This window comes from Thermococcus waiotapuensis, from assembly GCF_055384795.1.
In genome coordinates this window covers 312,900-332,014 of the sequence record NZ_AP042429.1, presented here as the reverse complement: position 1 = coordinate 332,014, position 19,115 = coordinate 312,900, and the positions used below count along the sequence as shown (strand labels likewise).

Here is a 19,115-nt window from a genome sequence, read left to right as displayed (position 1 = left end):
CCTCTCCAAAAAAGGTCTAAGGTGGGGAAAATGCCGGTTATAGGCATAAACATCACAAGGATAGAGTTTGAAAAGAAAATCCAGCCCTTTTTCGGCGGCAGAATAGAAGTGAACTTGAGCCCCAAAGTTAAGGATATGAGGCTCGGCGAGATAAGGACTCCCACTGGAGAGACGCAGGGTATTGAGATCCTGTTCAAGTACGAGATAGCCTACAGGCCCGAGATAGCTGAGGGCTTCATCGAGGGGGCCGTGATGTACCTCCCCCAGAGAAGTGAGGAAATCGATGAGATCCTGGACACGTGGGAAAGCGAGAGAAAAGTCAAACCCGAGGTCTTTGCAGAGGTCGTCAACTTTATAACTCACTCCGCGGCGCCGATGCTCTTCGTAATAGCCAAGGAGATGGGCCTGCCCTACCACGTGCCCCTGCCGAGGGTTGACGTAAAAGGGCACAATCCCGGTGATATGGTATGACGATAGTGATCCCGATGTGGGAAGGAGTCCAGAGGGATAAATTGAGCGTAGCGGCGGGGATACTTAAGAGAGGTGGCCTGGTCGCTTTTCCAACCGAGACAGTTTATGGCCTCGGCGCTGATGCCCTCAACGAAAGTGCTACCAGAAGGATTTTTGAGGCCAAGGGAAGGCCCGCTGATAACCCCCTGATAGTTCACATAGCGGAGGTAGAGTGGCTCGAAAAACTGGCAAAGGAAGTTCCTGAAAAAGCATGGGAACTGGCCGAAAAGTTCTGGCCGGGACCCCTGACAATCGTCCTGCCCGCGAGGGATACCGTGCCGAGAACCACGACTGGGGGCTTAGACACCGTTGCCGTGAGAATGCCTGCCCACCCAATAGCACTGGAGCTCATAAGGCTCAGCGACGTTCCAGTTGCCGCCCCTTCGGCAAACATAAGCGGCAGACCGAGCCCAACGTCCGCAGACCACGTCATTGAAGACTTCTACGGGAAGATAGATTGCATAGTGGACGGAGGGGAAACTCCGATTGGGGTTGAGTCAACCGTTGTAGACCTCACGTCCGAAGTGCCCGTACTTCTTCGCCCGGGGGGACTCCCCGTTGAAGAGCTCAGTAAAGTACTCGGAGAGGTTCTCATCCATCCGGCCCTGAAGGGAGAGAAAGTGGACATAGCGAGGTCCCCGGGGATGAAGTACAAGCACTACTCCCCTAACGCACAGGTGATAGTGGTAGAAGGCAATAGAGAAAAAGTCGGGGAGAAGATAGACGAGCTCGTTGAAGAGTACAGAAAAAAAGGATTTAGAGTTGGAGTAATGGCCACGGAAGAACATGACGCCGATGAATTTTTCTACCTTGGGGACAGCGTTGAAGAAGTTGCAAGGAACCTGTTCAAAGCCCTGAGGGAACTGGACAGAAGGGGAGTAAACATCATAATCGCGGAAGGTGTCGATGAGAGGGGCCTTGGCATGGCCGTGATGAACCGACTCAGAAAAGCGGCCGGTTACAGGGTTGTCAAAGTATAGGATAAGCTTAAATAGAAAGGGCCGTATCAAACTTTAGGGATTGAAGCTTTAAATCACGGGGTGAGCAAATTGGCCATCCTTCCAGACCTCGCCTCACCCGAGGACCTCGAGGGGATAGGATTCAAAAAGCTTCAAGAAGGGGAGATAAAGGAAGGGTTAAAGCTAATCCTTCAAGCGGCGAAAAAGTATGAGGAAGAGAAAAAACTTGAAGACGCCGCCAGGCTGTACCAGTACTCCGGGTACTTCTCTCTGGAAAAGTTGAAAAAGCCCGATATTGCCAAAAAACCGCTTCTCAAAAGCGCCTCACTTTACATAGAACTCATTGAGAGGGAGCTGGAAAAGTTGGAAGTTGATACGGACAGGCTCGGCGAGTACATCTCAAAAACCCTCTCTATTTTCGCGACCATAAGGGACGAAAAGAACCTCAAAAAATATGCGAAATACTTCGCGGAGATTTACGAGGACCTGGCCAATACCTACAGGGAAAACGAAAACATCTCACTGGCTATCAAAACGTACGAAGATGCTTTCAGGTACTATAAGCTACTCGAGGACGAAGAATCGATCAAGAGGATCGCCGACATTCTAATAACCATATACGGGGAACTGGCCGAGAAGACGCTCCAAGATGGAAAAATCGGAAAGGCCGCCGAGGCCTTTTACAGGGTCGCCACCTACGTTCTGGAGCTCTTCGACTACGGTTCCCAGTACATTGAGATGATGGACACCGCCGCCAAAAACTATGAAAAGGCCAGCAAGATCGCCTATTCTCAGGGCGACCTGGACGAGACAACCAGCTATCTCCTCGAAGCCCAGTACGCGTATCTTCTGGCAGGAAACGCAAACAGGGCCAAGCTAATAGGCTTAAACAACACAAGAATGCTTTATCAGGTCATAACTTCCCATCAAAAAGAGGGGGACGAGAGAAAAGCAGGAGAAAAGTTCCTTGAACTGTCTCAGGCCCTCCTCCTGATAGGAAAAACGGAAGAGGCTTTTAAAGCATACAGGGAAGCACTCAGCAGGATTGGAGACTTAAAAACCAAAGCCCTCATGAGGGCCGCCATCCTGAAGGTTTATGGAGCTGAGAAAAAAGATAAAAACGTCCTACTTGTCGCTGAGGAAGCCAATTACTACATCGAAAGGGGAGACGCCTCAAGGGCAATTACCCTGCTAAACTCCGTGTTGCTAAACACAGAGGAACTAAGACCGGTCGTTGAACTGCTCCACGAAGCGGAGGGGCTCTCAAGGCCAACCCACTGAACCAAAGACTTTCCGGAAAAGGAACTCAGCAAATTCACCGGGCTTCATTTTTTTCTCCCTAGCCAGTTTCATCAGGATTTTCTGGGAACCGCTACCGTACTGGGCGGCTTTTTTCTCCCTCCAAACCAGATCGGCGGGAAGGCCCATCTTCTCGGCGGCTTTTCTAAGAATAAACTTCCTGACGCCGTTTTTGATCTTCATGCTGTGCGGCATTTTAAGGGCCAGCCCCATGAGTGGAAGTGCAAGGTAGGGATACCTGGTTTCAACGCCGTTGAGCATAGCTATCTTGTCGTCTCTGGTCAGATTCCTCTCGCCCAGCTCAAGAAGGTCCCTCTCCATCAGCTCAGGATTCTCAATGTACCTGGCGTAGCCACCGAAGAGTTCATCGGCGCCCTGACCGCTGAGCAGGACTTTAAGGCCATCGGAAGCGGCGAGGGCCGTGGCAAAATAGAGGGGAATCCCTATGGCAAGGTTCATGAAGTTGGGCTCCTCTATGGCGAAGATGACCTTTTCAATGACGTTTTCAACGTCTTCTTCTGTGAAAAGCCTCTCCTTCAGCGGAATACCGAGCTCGTCAGAGGCCTTTCTGGCCCACTCAACGTCCTCGCTACCCTCAACGCCGGCGGTGTAGAGGGTAACGTCTGAGAACTCTGAAGCTAAGTAAGCGACTATTGAACTGTCCAGACCACCGGAGAAGAGAACCCCTGTTCTGGGGCCAACCCTCATCCTAACGGAGCACTCGAGGGATTTAACCAGGGCCCCAACAGCCCTTTCCTCGGTGAATTCTTTTCTGCACCAGGGAAGCTCTCTTATGTCAAGAACTTTTTTCCTATCGGCACCCCCGGGGGAGAGTCTCACCAGCTCACCGGGCCCAACGGGGACGGCTTTCTCCCCTATTGCCCACAAAACTTTTTTCTCACTGGCAAAAAAGCCGCCGGGGGAAAAGTAAAGGGGCCTTATACCGGCGGGGTCCCTGAACAGGTAGATACTGCCCCTCCAAAGGAAAGCAATGGCGTAGTCACCGTTCATCATTATCATGGCCCTCTTAACGGCCTCGTGAACGCTCAGGCCCCCTGAAATGAGGTACTCGAGGAGGCGGAGCACAACCTCGCTGTCAACGTCGGTTTCAAATTCAACGCCCTTGCCCTCAAGGTAATCCCTGAGCTGGCGGTGATTGTAGATCTCTCCGTTGTGAACGAGAACGATGTCATTGAAAAAGGGCTGTGCGAAGTCCCTCGATCCCGTCATTGCCAGCCTGCACTGAAGAAGACCCACGCTTCCCTCGGGGATTTCACCGATCTTTGAAAAGTCCCCCGACTTGAAAACTCCCAGATCAGTCCAAACGCCAAAGGAATCAGGACCCCTGTGTTTCCCGGCAAGGATCATGCGGATGAACTTATCCTTAAGATTTAATCCCATTCCTCCCGCGATGAGGCACATGGCACTCCCCCGGCGCAGTTGGGGGGATGCCAGATAAGCTTTGCCAATTCCAACTTGGAGAGGTTTTCCAAAAAAAGTTGCAGGATGTGAACATCTGTCCAGGAACTCAGGTCAAATCTCCGCAGGTGCAATAGTGTTCATAGGAAAGGGTTTCCAGCTCATCAAACCCCTCGCCGGTTTTAGCTGAGGCGTAAACAACCCTAACCGGGGAAGAAACCTCTGGAAGAAAAGAACATATCCTGCTCGCCAAAAGGCCCTGCATGGATGGATCGAGCCTAAGGCGGGCGTTTAAATAATCTACCTCCTCAAGGAGCCGCCTTATCGAGGGCAGTTCTTCCTTAATTAAGTCGACCTTGTTGAGGACGGGAACCGTTGTCGTGCCCAGACGGAGGGCTATCATTATGGCGAAGAACCTGACGAAACAGTAGTCGCGGGGCTTCTTCAGGATCTCGGGGCTGAAGAGGTACGCGACCAGCGGCTCGCTCAGGTGCTCCGTAATCCTGATACCAAAATCGTGAAAGAGAAAGCTCTCCATCTGCCCGGGAGTGTCTATAAGGAGGTAGTCGCGCTCTTCATCAAGTTCAAGTATTCCCCCGACTATCCCCTCAGCGTGGGAAAGCAATCTGTCATAGCTCTCAACTATGGCCCCGTTTGGCCCATAGCCCTCCTTCATAAGTTCTTCAACGGTTATTATATCCCGGACGTCGATGTCCGGCCTGTAGGGGAGTTTCTTAACCCCGGTGTCCAGGTTGACGTAACCGACTGATTTACCGTTTTTCTCAAGATACTCCCCGAAGGACGCGGTTATGGTTGTCTTTCCGCTACCTGCCGTACCCAGAAAAATCAGTATCATCGCACCACCTCATTACATGACCCTTGCCTTAAAGCCCGCTATTCTGATAACCTCCTCGGCCAGCTTCATAAAAGCCCTGGCACCCTCCGACTCCGGGGCGTACTCCACAACAGGGACTCCTTCAAGGGTTGCCTCCCTGACTTTGGGGTCCTCTGGAACCACGGCCAGGAGGGGAACTTCCATGACCTCCTCAGCGGCCTCAGGAGGGATGTCGTTTTCGCTTCTTCCGTAGCGGTTGAGAACAAAACCCAAAACGGCCAAACCAGCTTTTTTGAGGACTATCCCAACTTTCATGGTGTCCGCTATGCACGCGATTTCGGGGTTGGTGACTAAGATTACCTCCTCACCGCTAAGCATGGCGTTCATTGCGTCCATCTGAAGGCCGGCGGGGCAGTCTATTAAGACGAAATCGTACCTGTCCTTCAGGGGCTTTATAACCACGGGAAGCTTTCTGGGGTCAGCTTTTTTAACGTGCTCCCAGTCTATAGCTGCGGGAATCAGATCAACGTTTTCGTAACGTGTCTGATATACCACTTCATCGACCGTTGCCTCCCCGGCGAGAACGTCGTGTAGGGTCGGTTCGGCATCATCAATACCCATTACCAGGCTGAGATTGGCCATCGTCAGGTCGGCATCAACCGCCAGAACCTTTTTGCCAAGCTTTCCAAGGGCTATTGAAAGGTTTGCAGTCGTCGTCGTTTTCCCAGTCCCACCTTTACCGCTCGCTATTGATATCAGATGCCCCATTGAGCTCACCGCTGGAAAGTTTGTTTTCCATCTTTATGAACTTTGAGGCACGCTAACTTTATGAAGGCATCCGACCACCCAGTTCCGGTGAGAAAATGAAAGTGTTCGTTCCAGACACGAGCGTGATAGTTGATGGCAGGCTGACCCAGTTCCTCTCAACGCTCGGTGAGAAGGTTAAGGTGGTTATCCCGGAGGCGGTCATAGCGGAGATAGAGCACCAGGCCAACGAGGGGAAAGCCATTGGCCATGTCGGCCTTGAAGAGCTCAAAAAGCTCCGCGAGATGGCCGACAGAGAGGAGATACTCCTTGAGTTCTACGGCGGCAGACCGGAGCTCTGGCAGATTAGAAGGGCCAAGGCAGGTGAGATAGACCACATGGTGCGCGAGGCCGCGAGGGAGCTCGGTGCAACCCTCATAACCGGCGATCAGGTTCAGAGGGACGTTGCCATAGCCAAGGGGATAGATGTAATTTACCTTGCCGCCAAGAAAGAGCTCAGGCACCGCCTTGAGGACTTCTTCGATGAAACAACCATGAGCGTCCACCTCAAAGCTGGTATAAGGCCGCTCGCCAAGAGGGGCAAACCCGGCGAGTGGAAGCTCGTTCCCGTCAGAGACGAACCTTTAACAGATGAAGAGCTCGAGGAGGTTGCCAACGACATTGTAGAGCGCGCCAGGCGCGACCCGGAGAGCTTCATAGAGATGGACGAGCCAGGAGTGACGGTCGTTCAGCTCAGGAACTACCGCATAGTCATAGCCAGACCGCCCTTCGCTGACAGGATAGAGATAACCGCGGTGAGACCGGTCAAAAAGCTCAGCATAGAGGACTACGAGCTAAGCAAAGAGCTCATGGAGCGCCTTAAGGACAAAGCGGCCGGGGTCATCGTGGCCGGCGCCCCGGGCGAGGGAAAGACAACGTTCGCTCAGGCTTTGGCCGAGTGGTACGCCTCCATGGGTAAAATCGTCAAGACGATGGAGAAGCCGAGGGATTTACAGGTCAGCGAGGAGATAACGCAGTACACAGCCCTAAACGGCAGGATGGAGCTGACCGGGGATATCCTCCTCCTCGTCAGGCCGGACTACACGATATTCGACGAGATGAGAAAGACCAGCGACTTCAAGGTCTACGCCGATTTGAGGTTAGCAGGCGTTGGAATGGTGGGGGTGGTTCACGCCACGAAGCCCATCGACGCTATTCAGAGGTTCATCGGCAGGGTCGAGCTCGGGATGATACCGCAGATAGTCGACACGGTAATTTTCATCAAGGCCGGTAAAGTTGCGAAGGTTCTGACGCTGGAGTACCTCGTCAAGGTGCCGAGCGGCATGAAGGAAGAGGACTTGGCAAGGCCAGTCATAGAGGTCAGGGACTTCGAGACGGGCGAGCTTGAGTACGAGATATACACCTACGGTGAGGAGGTAAGCGTCGTTCCCGTTAAGAAGGAGGAGAAGGCCCCCGCCCTGAAGCTCGCGGAGAGGAGGCTCAAGCAGGAGATAAAGAAGTTTCTGCCGGATGTCTACTCGGAAGTCGAGATAGTCAGCCCGCACAAGGCAGTTATCTACGCCGACGAGTTCGACATTCCAACCATAATCGGAAAGAAGGGCAAGAGGATAAGCGAGTTGGAGAAGAAGGTGGGAATAAGCATCGACGTCAAGAGCTTCGCCGAGAGGGAAGCGGAGAAGCCGAAGGAGGAGATACCCGTTGAAGTCGAGGCAAAGAAGAAAACGATCGTCCTCAGAGTTTCGCCTGACCACGCGAAAAAGCCCCTCAAGTTCTACGGGGGAGAGCAGTACATCTTCACCGCAACACCGAACAAGAAGGGCCTCGTGAAGGTGAGCACGAGCACGCCGATAGGGAAGGAGCTGAAGAGGCTCATCGAAGCGGGCATAAAGATATGGGCCAGCACATGAGACAGGCTTTTAACCCCCTTTTCCGGGGGACATTCTGCCCTTCATGGGCTCGGCTGCGAGGGTAGTCATCACACCTCAGCTAGCGAAATCCTCGTCATCGCCCTCATAGGTAGCTCTTCCCCTTTAATGACTTTTCGGGGGTTAAGCCATGCTGGTGCTTGCCTCGGCTTCACCGAGAAGGAGGGAGATACTGGCGAGGTTCATAAAGGACTTTGCCGTGATGCCAAGCAACGCCGACGAGAAGTGCTCCCTCACCGATCCCGAAGAGGTGGCACTGGGGCTGGCCAGGAGAAAGGCGGGGGAAGTCCACTCCAGGGCTGGCGGAACGGTCATTGGAGCCGACACCGTCGTGAGCGTGGAGGGGAGAATTCTTGGTAAGCCGAAGGACGATAACGAGGCCTACGAAATGCTAAAACTCCTCAGCGGCAGGGTTCACAGGGTCACGACGGGCTACTGCATAATCCACGAGGGAAGGGAGCACTGCGGGGCAGTGGTCACGGAGGTTAAGTTCCGCGAGCTGGACGACGGGATCATCAGGGCTTACATAGCCACGGGCGAGCCGATGGACAAGGCGGGGGCCTACGGGATACAGGGGCTCGGGGGCCTCTTCGTCGAGTGGATAAAGGGGGACTACTACAACGTCGTTGGTTTTCCAATGGAGATAATCTGGAAGCTCAGGGAGCTGGGCTTTGAAGTCATATCACGATGACGTTCCTTTTATTGAGATTTTGCCCTTTCTGGCCGGTTTTACTGCGATTTAGACGGCTCCGAGCCCCCTGGAAGTCTTTAGTAACCTTTTGTTATTATCTAACATTTTGTTACAGGTTTTTGTGCATTTTGTAACGAATTTTTTTCGGAGCTTTGAACGGAGGAAGGGAAGAGCCTGGAATCCAGCCCTTCCTATGGAAATCGGAGTTTTTTGAGTTTAAAGGGTTTAAACGCCATTTTTGCCTGTTTGAGCTCTTTTTCTCCCTTTGGAAGTCTCGTGCTCATAAGGGTACATTGTGGGAAAAGCCCCGAGGGATGGTTTTGTCCGTTGAGTTTGGCCTTTCAATAGCCGGAAATCCGGTCTTTTGGGGGCTCTTTTAAGACCCCTCCACAGAAAAACTTATAAAATCCGGGGATTAATATGGTCTTGCAGGACAAACTGAGGAGAAACCCGCCCTGTTGCAATAAGACTCTGAGAGAATGGAAACACATAATAACTCTTATGAAAATACAATGAAATTTCAATGGTTGCAATAAGACTCTGAGAGAATGGAAACTTGTGTGTGGGTTTGTGTGTGTTGTGTTGGTTTTGTTGTTTCGTTGCAATAAGACTCTGAGAGAATGGAAACTATACTCATGCCTCCCAACAGTCACAAACCTCCCAGTTGCAATAAGACTCTGAGAGAATGGAAACATACTCATCAAAACGATTAATCTCATCACCAAACTTGTTGCAATAAGACTCTGAGAGAATGGAAACTATGTTGATGTTGGAGCTGGGTTGAATGGTTATTCTGGTTGCAATAAGACTCTGAGAGAATGGAAACTGAGCTCTCTGTCCAGCCCTGTTGGGAAAAATAATGTTGCAATAAGACTCTGAGAGAATGGAAACTCACAATACTCACACTCAACAGCACACAAAATATACTCGTTGCAATAAGACTCTGAGAGAATGGAAACCGTGTCTTGCCCTGCCTCCCTTACAAAGACTAACTCGTTGCAATAAGACTCTGAGAGAATGGAAACACAACAAAAACAAAAAACCAACACACCACCCAAACAATGTTGCAATAAGACTCTGAGAGAATGGAAACCCGGGAAATCCTTTACGTATCCCTCAACGCTGTCCCAGTTGCAATAAGACTCTGAGAGAATGGAAACCTGCGGTTTTGGCACAAAGAGAACCACTGCGACAACGTACGTTGCAATAAGACTCTGAGAGAATGGAAACCTTGAACCTTTGCTCTAATCAATTCATCATCACTGACAGTTGCAATAAGACTCTGAGAGAATGGAAACCATATACATTCGTAGGTTGGGTAGAAAGGTAGGGGGTTGCAATAAGACTCTGAGAGAATGGAAACTAACGGTTGCGGGGGCAACTGCCTTGATAAGTTCTTGTGTTGCAATAAGACTCTGAGAGAATGGAAACGGAACCGCTTCAAGACCTGCTCCTCCACCATCTTTCCCGTTGCAATAAGACTCTGAGAGAATGGAAACTCCCATTTCCGTTCCCGTTTTCCCAACTTTTCCCATGTTGCAATAAGACTCTGAGAGAATGGAAACCCTGCTCAAGAAGCGCCTGCAGGCGTGCTTTTGCCAGGGTTGCAATAAGACTCTGAGAGAATGGAAACCGTATACTGACCAACTGTAATACTCATTCCCGCCGACACGTTGCAATAAGACTCTGAGAGAATGGAAACTAAGGCGGCACCACAACCCCATTATCAACAACCTCAAGTTGCAATAAGACTCTGAGAGAATGGAAACGTCTGGAATCGTCCCATTCCATGTAAATCTAACACCAGGTTGCAATAAGACTCTGAGAGAATGGAAACACGAACTCGAACTTCCACTTCAACTCCGCCGCTCTTGCGTTGCAATAAGACTCTGAGAGAATGGAAACCATTTTTCCGCCTCCTGCATCTGAGTAATACCAAGGAGTTGCAATAAGACTCTGAGAGAATGGAAACGCGGGAGAGTCTCAGTAACGTTCGGGAAGAACGTAAGTTGCAATAAGACTCTGAGAGAATGGAAACAGTCGTATTAGTAATCATATCAACATACTCCATCTTCTGTTGCAATAAGACTCTGAGAGAATGGAAACACAAGCATATATACCGTAACCGACGAGTTTTCACCAAGTTGCAATAAGACTCTGAGAGAATGGAAACTACAGCTTGTTCGGGTTTAGTTCGATTTGTATCGACTGGTTGCAATAAGACTCTGAGAGAATGGAAACCATACCTGAGCGCAAGTTTCCTGGCGGCTTCCCTGCTCGTTGCAATAAGACTCTGAGAGAATGGAAACCCAACACAAGTAACTGAGTCATCATTATCTCACTCTATAGTTGCAATAAGACTCTGAGAGAATGGAAACGTAGGATACGAATTATTCTTATAAACTCCATTCAAAGTTAGTTGCAATAAGACTCTGAGAGAATGGAAACCGGAACAAACAAAACATAACCCCTCTTATCATAATCACTGTTGCAATAAGACTCTGAGAGAATGGAAACAGCTCGCCTACTACCAGACCCAGCAGGGGTACTATGAAGTTGCAATAAGACTCTGAGAGAATGGAAACAATAAGGTGTATAAGGAGACGGATGAGTTTTATGAGTGTTGCAATAAGACTCTGAGAGAATGGAAACCACTAGATATTAACTAATCAAGAGTATATAAACTTTTGTTGCAATAAGACTCTGAGAGAATGGAAACCGCATTGACGGTAACAAGGACTTAACTATTTGCCCAATAGTTGCAATAAGACTCTGAGAGAATGGAAACCTCACTCAACAGCACAAAAGACTCACGCACATATCATAGTTGCAATAAGACTCTGAGAGAATGGAAACCCTGTACCTTTTTGTTCGCCAGTGCACTCGCTAGCATCAGTTGCAATAAGACTCTGAGAGAATGGAAACAGCATCTCCTTCACCTCCTTTCTTTGGGGAGTCCGGGACGTTGCAATAAGACTCTGAGAGAATGGAAACGACGCGACTGCTTCAGTAAAGTCCTTAATGTAGCATGTTGCAATAAGACTCTGAGAGAATGGAAACTCTTATCACAATACCATCCCTAATAGACTGAACAATGTAGTTGCAATAAGACTCTGAGAGAATGGAAACGCGGTGAAGGCGAGCAGAAAAACAGGGGGTTAACCTGGGTTGCAGTTGCAATAAGACTCTGAGAGAATGGAAACATCCTCTCTCCCCACTCTAACAATGATGTTCCTTCCGGGAACGTTGCAATAAGACTCTGAGAGAATGGAAACTCAAGAACACCCCTACCAACCACATCAACAAACACCGTTGCAATAAGACTCTGAGAGAATGGAAACGCAGGGGGGATGCGTATGAACGTGCTTGAGTTACTTCCCCTGTTGCAATAAGACTCTGAGAGAATGGAAACGACTTTGTGCACTTTTTGCACTTTGTGCACACCCATGTTGCAATAAGACTCTGAGAGAATGGAAACCGTGAAAAACTCACGCGACTTGCTAATGTGCTCTGGTTGCAATAAGACTCTGAGAGAATGGAAACTTGCTCTCGATAACCACGAACCTCCCGCCTGGGTATGTGTTGCAATAAGACTCTGAGAGAATGGAAACAAGAACCGCACTAGGTGGGCGATGCTCCACCTCTCTGTTGCAATAACACTCTGGGAAAATTGAAAGACAAGAACACGGTTCTAACCGGGCTTTGATGGAAGTCCCGGCAAACTTCGAGGGGGTGTGGGGGACGGAACGTCCCCCCAGACTCTGGGAGAATTGAAATCAGAAGAATCGAAACTACAGAAACTCCTCGAAGAGGAGGTCCTCCTTCTTTCCGCCCGCCTTTAAAAACACGCTCTCGCTCCACTTTACACTCCCCACATCCCCTGGAGTGTGGGCGTCGCTCGCGAGGGTGAGCTTTATTCCCCTCCTTATGCACTCCCTCACGAAGTCAAGCTCCGGAACGCTGTAGCGGGAGCTTATTTCAAAGGCCTTTCCGTTCGCTTCCGCAAGCTCGAGGATCTCCCCAATCTCCTCCGCCCCGGGGAAGCCCGTGTACGGAAAGTTGGCCCCGAAGTGGCCGATGACGTCAACCTCCTCGTCCATCAGAGCAATTTTGACGAGCTCCAGGTACTGCCCGGGAGTCTCAAGGTACTCGTGAACGCTCGCTATAACGAAGTCGAGCTTCTTCGCCATAAAAGCAGGGACGTCGACGCCGTTTTCCGTTATGTTCCCTTCCACCCCGGCCAGGACCACGACCTCAGAATCTTCCGCCCACTGCCTTACCTCGCGGACGTAGCGGTTCAGGGTCTTCGGCTCAAGGTAGTGGCTGTGGTCGGTTATTGCGAGAACCCTCAGCCCCTTCTCCTCAGCGGCCGCTATGTTGTCCGATACCGTGCCAATGCCGTCCGAGTAAACCGTGTGCGTATGGGTGTCGTGGGGGAACCTCATGGCAAACACCGGGTGATGTTGGATGAGGGGTTTAAGCCTCTTATTGTTGGACAAAATATCCAACGTAAAACCTAACCTTGAACTTTGACAAACCTTTAAATACGGCGGAGACCATTAGGAGTGGTGGTGCTCATGGTGGAGCGCTCAAAGGTGCGCGTTGTAGTGGCGAAGCCCGGCCTCGACGGCCACGACAGGGGGGCAAAGGTCGTTGCGAGGACCCTCAAGGAGGCAGGCTATGAGGTCATCTACACTGGGATAAGGCAGACGCCCGAGCAGATAGTCGAGACAGTTATCCAGGAAGATGCCGCAGTCCTTGGAATAAGCGTACTTTCCGGGGCGCACATGGTTCTCATCCCGAAGATACTCAGGCTTTTGGAAGAGAAAGGGCTGAAGCCCGGGGAGGACGTTGCCGTCTTTGCCGGCGGAATAATCCCACCCGACGACGCTGAGGAGCTCAAAAAGATGGGGGTCTTCGAGGTCTTTGGCCCCGGAACGCCGCTGAAAACCATAATAGAGGCCGTTGACAAAGCCGTCGAAAACCTCAAGAGGTTCAGGGCTTAGCTTTATATTATCCCTGGATAATTTCTCCAGTGATGCCTATGACTGAGGAGCTCGACGACTTGATCGAACTTGCCCTCAAAGGCGACAAGAAGGCGATAGCCAGGCTGATAACCCTCGTCGAGAACGACGAGGAGAAAGCCAAGGAGATAGTGAAAAGAATATCCCCCCTCACCGGAAAGGCCTACGTCGTTGGAATAACCGGCCCACCCGGCTCCGGAAAGTCAACCCTCCTCGACAAGCTCATAAAGCTCGCGAGGGATGAAGGGCACAGGGTCGGCGTCATAGCCGTTGACCCAACTTCACCTTTCACCGGCGGGGCTTTGCTGGGAGACAGGTTAAGGATGCAGAGGCACTCGACCGACGAAGGCGTATTCATAAGAAGCATGGCAACGCGCGGCGCCCTTGGGGGTCTGGCAAAGGCTACCAACGACGCCATAAAGGTTCTCGACGCCGCTGGCTACGATCTAATATTCGTTGAAACGGTTGGAGTCGGGCAGATAGAGGTGGACATCGTCAAGACCGCCGACACGGTTGTTCTCGTAACCGTTCCCGGACTTGGCGACGGGGTTCAGGCGATAAAGGCCGGCCTCATGGAGGTCGCCGACGTATTCGCCATCAACAAGGCCGACAGGGAAGGCGTGGAGATAGTTTACCTTGAGCTCAAGATGGCCCTCGAGTTCGAAATGGACAGGTGGAAGGAACTGGGATGGGAGCCGCCGATAGTAGAAACGACGGCCTTCACCCTTAATGGAGTCAGACCCCTCTGGGAGGCCATAAAGCGGCATAGAGAGTACATGGAGTCGAGTGGAAGGTTAAGGGAGCGCAGGGCCTTCCGGGCCAGGGAGGAGGTAAAGACCATAATAACCTCCTCGATAGCGAGGAAAGTCGAGGAGAGGCTCGCGGGGGGAGAGGCCAAAGAGCTTATTGACGGGGTCGTGGAGGGGAAGCTTGACTCGTATTCGGCTTCTCAAATCGTCATGGAGAAACTTAAGGAGGACCTCTGGAGGTGATGGCATGTTTAAGAAAATAGACCACGTTGGTATAGCCGTCAGGAACCTTGGGGAGGCCATGAAGGTATGGGAAGGCCTCGGCCTCAGGGTTGACGAGGTTGAGGAGGTTCCGGATCAGAAGGTCAGGACTGCAATAATTCACATAGGGGAGAGCAGGATAGAGCTTTTGGAGCCAACTGCGGAGGATTCACCCATAGCGAAGTTCATAGAGAAGCGCGGTGAGGGTATACACCACATAGCCCTCGGCGTTGATGACATTGAGGAACACCTCAGGGAGCTGAAGGAGAAGGGCTACCAGCTCATAGACGAGAAGCCGAGGATAGGCGCCGGTGGGGCAAAGATAGCCTTTGTGCACCCGAAGGCGGTAACAGGTGTTCTCCTGGAGCTTTGCCAGAGGGAATGAATTTTCAGCTCGTTTCACTTTTTGTGATGCTTTTTGTTTGCCCCCCTAACGGTTTTATCCCAAATGTATTCAAACGTCCAGGCAAACTATGCGAATACAATGGAACTCAATGTTATGACAAGTGCCAAAAACCGATAATCTTTTATACAAAAACTACAACTTTCTCTGGGACTTGATATGATGTTCTCAAGGCTGGCAAAATCGTGGGGAGCGAAAAGGAACGTTGATGAAAGCACCGGAATAATTTCACCAGTGGAGCTTGGGGATGTGCTTCTCTCTGTATCTAAGTGGTCTCCAGTCCTTTTTGTTGGCAGAATTCCACCAAAAGTCCTCCTCTCTAATTTAAAGGTCCCGACAGGAAAAATAAAACCCCTCTGGCTTACAACGGTCGAAACGCAGAGTCCCCACGCGGTTAACCCGAGACATCTGTATAAGATTGTGGCAATAATTGAGAGGGAAGTGGCAACAAACAAGTCCCGGGTAATAGTTGATGGAATCGAGTACCTCATAATAGAAAACGGACTGGAACCAACCCTAAAGTTCTTAGGGCAGGTAAGAGACGTAACGGCTCTCCATGGATCAAGCCTCTATGTTGTGGCAAGCAACGCCCTAAACGAGAAAGAGATAGCCCTCATAAGAAGGGTTTTGGGTTTGCCGTGAAAACTGTTCTGGCGCCCCGGCGGGGATTTGAACCCCGGACCGCGAGGTCCGCAGCCTCGCGCCCTATCCTGGCTAGGCCACCGGGGCACGCCCGCTAACATTCCTGAGGACGCCTTATAAATTTAACTTTTCTGCCGTTGTCGAACCATGCAATGTCAAAGGAACGTTAACTTTATCTCGGGAAATGTGTAACACCGTCGGTGATACCATGAACCCGAAGAAGCTGGTAATCTACGAGGTCTTCCCCAGGAACCACACCGAAGAAGGAACCCTCAAAGCCCTGATGGATGATCTTCCAAGGATAAAGTCCCTCGGCGTGGATTACGTCTGGCTCATGCCCATATACCCAATAGGGGAAGAGGGAAGGAAGGGAACCCTCGGCTCTCCATACTCCATAAAGGACTACCGTTCTATAAACCCGGAGCTTGGAACCTTTGAGGACTTCAAGGCCTTCGTTGACAGGGCACACTCTCTTGGCCTGAAAGTCATGGTAGACGTTGTATACAACCACACCTCCCGGGACTCCATCCTGTTCCACGAGCATCCCGAGTGGTTCTACAGGGAAAACGGAGCCCCTTCCCGGAAGGTTCCGGACTGGAGTGACATCTATGACCTTGATTATTCCAAGCCAGAGCTCTGGGAATACCAGATAGAGACCCTCAAGTTCTGGGCCAGATACGTGGACGGCTTCAGGTGCGATGTGGCCCCCCTGGTTCCCCTCGAGTTCTGGAAGAAGGCGAGGGAAGAGGTTTCCAAGGTGAACCCCAACATCCTCTGGCTTGCCGAGACGGTACATCCTTCCTTCCTGCTCTGGCTCAGATCTAGGGGTTTCGTGGTTCACTCTGATCCGGAGATGCACGCGGCTTTTCACCTCACCTACGACCACGACGGCAGGGAAGTCTTTGAAGCCTACCTGAGGGGGAAGAAAGGCCTCGGGAGCTATGCCGAGTATCTAAACGTCCAAGAGGCGCTGTATCCAGCGGACTACGCGAAGCTCCGTTTCCTGGAAAACCACGACACTCCAAGGGCGGCCTCCATATTCCGGGATGAACTCAGGCTCAGGAACTGGACTGCGCTTACGTTTATGCTCAAGGGAGCGACACTCGTTTATGCCGGCCAGGAATACGCAATAAAAAAGGCCTCGAACCTCTTTGAGAAGGACCCGGTACCCTGGGAGACCGGCGATGAGGAGTTCCTGAGGTTCTTCGAGAGGCTTATTTCCATCAAGAAAGCCTTGAAGTGTGAAAACCAAAGGGTAAGGACGCCCAAAGAGGGTGTGCTTGTCGTGGAGTGCGATAACGCGACGGGGGTCTTCAACGTAGAGGGGAAGATCGGGGAGATCGAACTGGAGATCAACGGAAAGAACCTCCTCACAGGAGAAGATGTAAGGAGCAGGGACGGGAAACTGGAGCTGGACTTTGAGCCCATGATAGTCCTCCGGGATGGCTAACGTGGGAGCCACCGAAAGATTTATAAAGCGGCCGGGAGTGAGTATGTACCGGGCCAGTGCGGTGGTAGTCTAGCCTGGTCCAGGACAGCGGCCTGCCACGCCGCTGGCCCGGGTTCAAATCCCGGCCACCGCACCATAATTTCTGACGTTGCTATTTTATGAGATTTTTCTAAGAATCTTCAAAGCCCGGCACGTTACCGTTTTCTGGGGTTCCCGCTTCCCGCGACGTTAGGGCGCATGTGAAGGGAAAACCTTAAAAGCCCCCAGTTTTTAGTAAATAGGGGTAACAAAAAAGGAGGTGGGAAGATGACGTACGTGGCTGTTCTGGCCAACATAAACGGAAACTTCCCGGCGTTCGCGAAGGCCCTCGAAAGGATTGAAGAGCTAAAAGGAGAGGGTTATGAAATTGAGAAATACTACATCCTGGGCAACATCACAGGGCTTTTCCCATACCCGAAGGAGACCATTGACGCGCTGGAGGACCTGATGAAGGAAAACAGGGTAAAGGTGATCCGTGGTAAATTCGACCAGATCATCGCGGAAAGCGACCCGCACGCGGAGGGCCCGAAGTACATAGACAAACTGGATCTCCCCCGCTACACCAAAAAGGCCCTAAAGTATACGTGGGAAAAGCTCGGACACGAGGGAAGAGAGTTCATAAGGGATCTACCGATTTACTTAGTGGACAAAATAGGGAAAAACGACATCTTCGGCGTTTATGGAAGCCCGCTTAATCCCTTTGACGGAGAAGTACTTCCAGACCAGCCCACAAGCTACTACGAGGCGATAATGAGGCCCGTAAAGGACTACGAGATACTCTTCGTCTCGTCCCCGAGGTACCCCGTGAACGCAATGACCAGGTATGGAAGGGTCGTCTGCCCTGGAAGTATAGGTTACCCCCCGGGGAGAGAACACAGGGCAACGTTTGCACTGGTGGACGTGGAGACCCTGCACACGAAGTTTATAGAGGTCGAGTACAACAAAAAGCTGATCGAGGAAAAGATAAAGACCGAAGGCCTCCCGGAGGAAATCATTAAGGTACTCCACCATGGAAAAGTCTGAGGTTTCCTTTTTTCATCCCTTTTGGAACCCCAGGTAAAAACCTGCTATAAAAGCACCAGTCCCCGGAAGAAGTCCAACGGCCTTCTGGACAAGACTTACTGTCTGAGAGGTTGCACTCTCAGCCAAATTGAAAAGTTTCTGGGTATCTATGGTTATGACGCCCTTCTGCTGGAGCCAGAACAGGCTGAGTATATAGGCACCGATTATAGTCATCACTATTTTCATGAACTTCTTCAGAGCGTAGCCAGTGATGAAGCCCGCTACACCCCCAACGCCAACATCCCCCATCATACCACCAAGGCTAAACTCCATGCGTCATCACCGGAGATACTGAAACATGGGAATTAATAAGGTTTTCCAGAGCAAAAGGTTTAAATTACACAGTTTTGAAATATTTTACAAGCCTTAAACTCGAAGGTGGGAGCATGACGAGCCCAATGGAAAGGTTAAAGGTTAAAATAACGAAGGAAGTTTTATGGCTATACGTACTCAGCCTCCTCAAAGAGAGACCCATGTACGCCTATGAACTGAAGCAGAGAATAAAGGAAAGCTTTGGGTTCGAACCTGCGACGGTAAGTTCTTACGTCGTCCTGTACAAGCTGGAAAAAGAGGGCTACGTAACTTCGGAATGGCAGGAAAGTGATGTCGGGAAGCCACTCAGGAAGTATTACCGTCTAACCCCGAAGGGGGAGAAACTGCTGGAAGAAGGCATAGCTTTTCTCGAAGGGATACTCTCAAAATTGAAGGGATAATCCCCCAGGCGTAGCAAAACGGAAAACATAAAGACAGAATAGAAAACCTCAGCGTGCCATTCCACCGCGTGGCTCTCTCGCCTTTGGTCTAAGCCCCTTGTAGCCGCACTTTCTGCACTTCTCAGCCTTCCAGGGGTTAGTAGCACCGCAGCGCTTGCAAACGTATTTCTTAAATATTCTTGCCTCAGCCTCAGGGAATCTCGCCATCGTAATCACCCCAGGATCCTGACATGTCTTAAAGCTGGTGCGGGGGACGGGATTCGAACCCGCGCAGCCCTGCGGCAGCGGATCTTAAGTCCGCCCCCTTTGGCCAGGCTCGGGCACCCCCGCGCGAGGGAAATTAAGTGGGGGGAGTTAAAAAGTTTCCCC

At 51.1% G+C, this 19,115-nt stretch carries 18 protein-coding genes, 3 tRNA genes and 1 CRISPR repeat array; of the genes, 13 read left to right on the top strand and 8 right to left on the bottom strand.

The genetic code is table 11. The annotated features are described in order from the left end of the window. Positions 1–30 precede the first annotated feature (30 nt). From ACZ47M_RS01860 to ACZ47M_RS01850, 3 genes are read left to right on the top strand one after another with little or no spacing between them, the layout of a single operon-like run. The gene (locus ACZ47M_RS01860; RefSeq protein WP_315340853.1) at positions 31–471 is read left to right on the top strand and encodes a hypothetical protein; all 441 of its coding nucleotides are present in this window, start codon (positions 31–33) and stop codon (positions 469–471) included. Next, positions 468–1,490, top strand: coding sequence for an L-threonylcarbamoyladenylate synthase (locus tag ACZ47M_RS01855; protein WP_315339540.1), 1,023 nt, complete (start codon positions 468–470; stop codon positions 1,488–1,490). Before ACZ47M_RS01860 ends, ACZ47M_RS01855 begins: the two co-directional genes overlap by 4 nt. A gap of 60 nt (positions 1,491–1,550) precedes the next feature. Further along, positions 1,551–2,750 (top strand): hypothetical protein, encoded by a 1,200-nt coding sequence (locus tag ACZ47M_RS01850; protein WP_315339538.1) that lies wholly within the window; start codon positions 1,551–1,553, stop codon positions 2,748–2,750. Here the strand turns inward: ACZ47M_RS01850 and asnB are convergent. The 3 genes from asnB to minD all read right to left on the bottom strand — a co-directional run bounded on the left by asnB (position 2,733) and on the right by minD (position 5,790). Beyond that, positions 2,733–4,190 (bottom strand): asparagine synthase (glutamine-hydrolyzing), encoded by a 1,458-nt coding sequence (asnB, locus tag ACZ47M_RS01845; RefSeq protein ID WP_315339537.1) that lies wholly within the window; start codon positions 4,188–4,190, stop codon positions 2,733–2,735. The genes ACZ47M_RS01850 and asnB overlap by 18 nt on opposite strands. Positions 4,191–4,296: 106 nt before the next feature. Then, positions 4,297–5,043 (bottom strand): ATP/GTP-binding protein, encoded by a 747-nt coding sequence (locus ACZ47M_RS01840; protein ID WP_315339536.1) that lies wholly within the window; start codon positions 5,041–5,043, stop codon positions 4,297–4,299. A gap of 12 nt (positions 5,044–5,055) precedes the next feature. After that, positions 5,056–5,790: a cell division ATPase MinD gene (gene minD, locus ACZ47M_RS01835; RefSeq protein WP_315340852.1), complete on the bottom strand. Its 735-nt coding sequence runs from the start codon at positions 5,788–5,790 to the stop codon at positions 5,056–5,058. A 95-nt stretch (positions 5,791–5,885) separates the two neighbouring features. Here minD and ACZ47M_RS01830 point away from each other — a divergent pair, with 95 nt between their 5' ends. Continuing rightward, the gene (locus ACZ47M_RS01830; RefSeq protein WP_315339535.1) at positions 5,886–7,694 is read left to right on the top strand and encodes a PINc/VapC family ATPase; all 1,809 of its coding nucleotides are present in this window, start codon (positions 5,886–5,888) and stop codon (positions 7,692–7,694) included. Positions 7,695–7,842: 148 nt separating this feature from the next. Beyond that, the gene (locus tag ACZ47M_RS01825) at positions 7,843–8,403 is read left to right on the top strand and encodes a Maf-like protein (RefSeq protein WP_315339533.1); all 561 of its coding nucleotides are present in this window, start codon (positions 7,843–7,845) and stop codon (positions 8,401–8,403) included. Positions 8,404–8,860: 457 nt separating this feature from the next. Beyond that, a CRISPR array of direct repeats spans positions 8,861–12,080; the repeat unit is 30 nt; unit sequence GTTGCAATAAGACTCTGAGAGAATGGAAAC. 114 nt (positions 12,081–12,194) lie between these two features. Here ACZ47M_RS01825 and ACZ47M_RS01820 read toward each other — a convergent pair. After that, complete coding sequence (locus tag ACZ47M_RS01820) at positions 12,195–12,848, bottom strand: PHP domain-containing protein (RefSeq protein ID WP_315339531.1); 654 nt, start codon at positions 12,846–12,848, stop codon at positions 12,195–12,197. Between the two features lie 132 nt (positions 12,849–12,980). Between ACZ47M_RS01820 and ACZ47M_RS01815 the strand changes: the two genes are divergently transcribed. From ACZ47M_RS01815 to ACZ47M_RS01800, 4 genes are all read left to right on the top strand, one after another. Next, positions 12,981–13,409: a cobalamin B12-binding domain-containing protein gene (locus ACZ47M_RS01815; protein WP_315340851.1), complete on the top strand. Its 429-nt coding sequence runs from the start codon at positions 12,981–12,983 to the stop codon at positions 13,407–13,409. Positions 13,410–13,447: 38 nt separating this feature from the next. Then, entirely contained in the window at positions 13,448–14,419 is a 972-nt protein-coding gene (gene meaB, locus ACZ47M_RS01810) for a methylmalonyl Co-A mutase-associated GTPase MeaB (protein WP_315340849.1), read from the top strand. A gap of 4 nt (positions 14,420–14,423) precedes the next feature. Next, on the top strand, positions 14,424–14,822 hold the full coding sequence (gene mce / locus ACZ47M_RS01805) for a methylmalonyl-CoA epimerase (protein ID WP_315339529.1): 399 nt from the start codon (positions 14,424–14,426) through the stop codon (positions 14,820–14,822). A 177-nt stretch (positions 14,823–14,999) separates the two neighbouring features. Further along, complete coding sequence (locus tag ACZ47M_RS01800; protein ID WP_315339527.1) at positions 15,000–15,482, top strand: DUF835 domain-containing protein; 483 nt, start codon at positions 15,000–15,002, stop codon at positions 15,480–15,482. A 9-nt stretch (positions 15,483–15,491) separates the two neighbouring features. Here ACZ47M_RS01800 and ACZ47M_RS01795 read toward each other — a convergent pair. Beyond that, positions 15,492–15,569: transfer RNA gene (locus ACZ47M_RS01795), tRNA-Arg, on the bottom strand. Positions 15,570–15,690: 121 nt separating this feature from the next. Between ACZ47M_RS01795 and ACZ47M_RS01790 the strand changes: the two genes are divergently transcribed. From ACZ47M_RS01790 to ACZ47M_RS01780, 3 genes are all read left to right on the top strand, one after another. Beyond that, the gene (locus ACZ47M_RS01790) at positions 15,691–16,932 is read left to right on the top strand and encodes an alpha-amylase family glycosyl hydrolase (protein WP_315339525.1); all 1,242 of its coding nucleotides are present in this window, start codon (positions 15,691–15,693) and stop codon (positions 16,930–16,932) included. Between the two features lie 58 nt (positions 16,933–16,990). Beyond that, a tRNA-Gly gene (locus ACZ47M_RS01785) sits at positions 16,991–17,068 on the top strand. 170 nt (positions 17,069–17,238) lie between these two features. Further along, the gene (locus ACZ47M_RS01780) at positions 17,239–17,994 is read left to right on the top strand and encodes a metallophosphatase family protein (protein WP_315339524.1); all 756 of its coding nucleotides are present in this window, start codon (positions 17,239–17,241) and stop codon (positions 17,992–17,994) included. A gap of 12 nt (positions 17,995–18,006) precedes the next feature. Here ACZ47M_RS01780 and ACZ47M_RS01775 read toward each other — a convergent pair whose 3' ends face one another. Continuing rightward, entirely contained in the window at positions 18,007–18,306 is a 300-nt protein-coding gene (locus tag ACZ47M_RS01775; RefSeq protein ID WP_315339523.1) for an FUN14 domain-containing protein, read from the bottom strand. A 113-nt stretch (positions 18,307–18,419) separates the two neighbouring features. Between ACZ47M_RS01775 and ACZ47M_RS01770 the strand changes: the two genes are divergently transcribed. Then, a complete protein-coding gene (locus tag ACZ47M_RS01770; protein ID WP_315339522.1) occupies positions 18,420–18,746 on the top strand; it encodes a PadR family transcriptional regulator in 327 nt (108 codons plus the stop codon). Between the two features lie 48 nt (positions 18,747–18,794). Here the strand turns inward: ACZ47M_RS01770 and ACZ47M_RS01765 are convergent, their stop codons facing one another. Continuing rightward, on the bottom strand, positions 18,795–18,953 hold the full coding sequence (locus ACZ47M_RS01765) for a 50S ribosomal protein L40e (RefSeq protein WP_315339521.1): 159 nt from the start codon (positions 18,951–18,953) through the stop codon (positions 18,795–18,797). A 35-nt stretch (positions 18,954–18,988) separates the two neighbouring features. Then, a tRNA-Leu gene (locus ACZ47M_RS01760) sits at positions 18,989–19,076 on the bottom strand. Positions 19,077–19,115: the final 39 nt, after the last annotated feature.